Origin of the sequence: Streptomyces sp. NPDC049577 (genome assembly GCF_040675635.1) — a bacterium.
Taxonomy (GTDB): domain Bacteria; phylum Actinomycetota; class Actinomycetes; order Streptomycetales; family Streptomycetaceae; genus Streptomyces.
Genome location: NZ_JBFAPH010000578.1, coordinates 1 through 2139, shown reverse-complemented (window position 1 = coordinate 2139; position 2139 = coordinate 1). Strand labels below are relative to the sequence as shown.

Sequence of the window (2139 nt, the reverse complement as noted above, 5' to 3'; positions counted from 1 at the left end):
CGGCCGACGGCCCCCCACCGGGCGCCCGGCATGGCGCTGCTGTGCTGCGCCCTCGTCGCCGTCAAGCTGCTGTACCGGCCCGGTCGGGAAGCGCGGCGGGTCCGGTTGTTGTTCGCGGCCGGCGGGGCGGTCGGCGGCACGGGCGGTGGCGGCGCCGGGCCGGAATGGGCCGGGAAGGCCGCCGAGTCGATCGACCGCCTGCGGCGATCGGCTCTCGGACGGCGCGAGTGGCTGTGTGTTCCCGCCGGCTGTGCGGTCGCTCTGGTGGGGGAGTCCCCGTTGCCCGCGATCGCGGGGGTGGCGGCCGTTCCGCTCGTCCGGCGCTGGCTCACCGTCCGGCGGCGGGCGAAGGAACGGGCGCGACGTGAAGCCGCTGTGATCGATGTCTGCGCGACCGTCGCCGGCGATCTGCGTGCGGGCCGTCAACCGGGGGAGGCCCTGGCCGGGCTGTGGAAGAGCGAACTGGATCCCGGCTGGGCGGGGGTTCCGGCCGCCGCCCGGTTCGGTGGGGACGTGCCGGGAGCACTGCGCGAGGCGGCCCGGCAGCCCGGGGCCGAGGGGTTGAACGGGGTGGCCGCCTGCTGGCGGGTCGCCGTCGACGGGGGAGCCGGCCTCGCCACCGGTCTGGAGCGGGTGGCCGCGGCCCTCGGCGCCGAACGGGGACAGCGGGAGGAGCTGCACGCCCAGTTGACCGGCACCCGGTCCACTGCCGTGATGCTCGCCCTGCTGCCGTTCTTCGCGCTGGTCATGGGCAGCGCCCTCGGCGCCGCACCGCTCCGGGTGCTGCTGCACACGCCGGCGGGGCTCGGCTGCCTGCTCCTCGGTGGCCTTCTGGAGTGCGCGGGGCTGGTGTGGACGGCTCGGATCATCCGTTCGGCCGCGGGCCCGGCAGGCGGAAGGAAGGGGTGATGGGTGACGCGGGCGCGCTGCGCGCCGAGGTTGTCCACAGCTTGGGGGCGACGGTCGTGGCCCTCGCAGTGGTCCTGGGTGGTGTGGCCATCGGCCGGGCACGCCGCAGGATGGCCGCGCGGCGCCGGGTCGTGGCCCTGCTCGGGCCGTGGGCCGGATCACCGTCGGAGCCCGGATCACGCCGGTGGGCGAGCTGGTCCGGCCGGATCCGCAAGGCCGCGCCGGTGGTGGGCGCGGGAATCGCCGGCTTCCTCCTCGTCGGAGGAGCCGCCGGATGCGGGGTGGGAATCGCCTGCGCCTGCGGGACGTGGCGTTGGCTGCGCGGACGGCGCGAGCAGCGTTCCGGAGCGGAGCTCTCCGCCGAGGAGGCGGCGTGGCAACTCCCTTTCGCCGCCGATCTGCTGGCCGCCTGCCTGGCCGCCGGTGCCGGGCCCCGCCGGGCGGCGGAAGCGGTCGGTGGGGCGCTCGGCGGGCCGGTGGGGGAGCGGCTGGCCCAGGCTGCCGCCGAGGTACGGCTGGGCGGCGAGCCGGCCACGGCCTGGGGGCGGCTGACGGTGATTCCCGGCGCGACTCCCTTGGCCCGGTGCTTGGAGCGGGCGCAGGCCACCGGCGTCCCGGCGGTCGAGCCCATGGCGCGGCTGGCCGAGCGGCTACGGGCCGAGCAGGCCAGGGCGGCCGGCACACGCGCCCGACGGGCGGGCGTCCTGGCCACGGCTCCCCTGGGGCTGTGCTTCCTGCCGGCCTTTCTGACGGTCGGCGTGGTGCCGGTGGTGATCGGCCTCGCGAGCGGCCTGCTCAACGGGAGGTGACCTCACGCCCGCCGGGCGAGGACCTGGCGCGCGCAGGAAGAGCGAAGCCCCGGCGCACGCAGGAAGAGCGAGCAGGAAGAGCGAAGAAGCAACAGCGAAGAAGCAACAGCGAAGCAATAGCGAAGAAGTCCGGAAGAAGTGACAGAAGGAGGAAGCGATGGCGGCAATGGTGTCGCGGTGGAGCCGGTCCTGGGCGCGGCCCTGGGCCCGGCGGTGGAGCCGCATGCGGGGTGCGGCCGGCGAGGCCGGCATGTCCACGGCCGAGTACGCGGTGGGAACGCTGGCGGCATGTGCCCTGGCGGCGGTGCTCTACAAGGTGGTCACGAGTTCGGCGGTGACCTCGGCACTGCAGGCGTTGATCAGCAAGGCGCTCCATGCGCCGTTCTGATGCCGGGACGGGCGGGGACGGCGGCTATGTGAC

The 2139-nt window shown here is 75.6% G+C and carries 3 protein-coding genes; all 3 read left to right on the top strand.

The window, feature by feature from the left end; all coding sequences use genetic code 11:
• Positions 1–909: type II secretion system F family protein (locus tag AB0K09_RS32860; RefSeq protein ID WP_366069052.1), on the top strand; the 909-nt coding region annotated here is incomplete at its 5' end.
• A complete protein-coding gene (locus tag AB0K09_RS32855; RefSeq protein WP_366069050.1) occupies positions 909–1718 on the top strand; it encodes a type II secretion system F family protein in 810 nt (269 codons plus the stop codon). The genes AB0K09_RS32860 and AB0K09_RS32855, both read left to right, overlap by 1 nt.
• A 223-nt stretch (positions 1719–1941) precedes the next feature.
• Complete coding sequence (locus tag AB0K09_RS32850) at positions 1942–2106, top strand: DUF4244 domain-containing protein (protein ID WP_366069053.1); 165 nt, start codon at positions 1942–1944, stop codon at positions 2104–2106.
• The last annotated feature ends 33 nt before the right edge of the window (positions 2107–2139 follow it).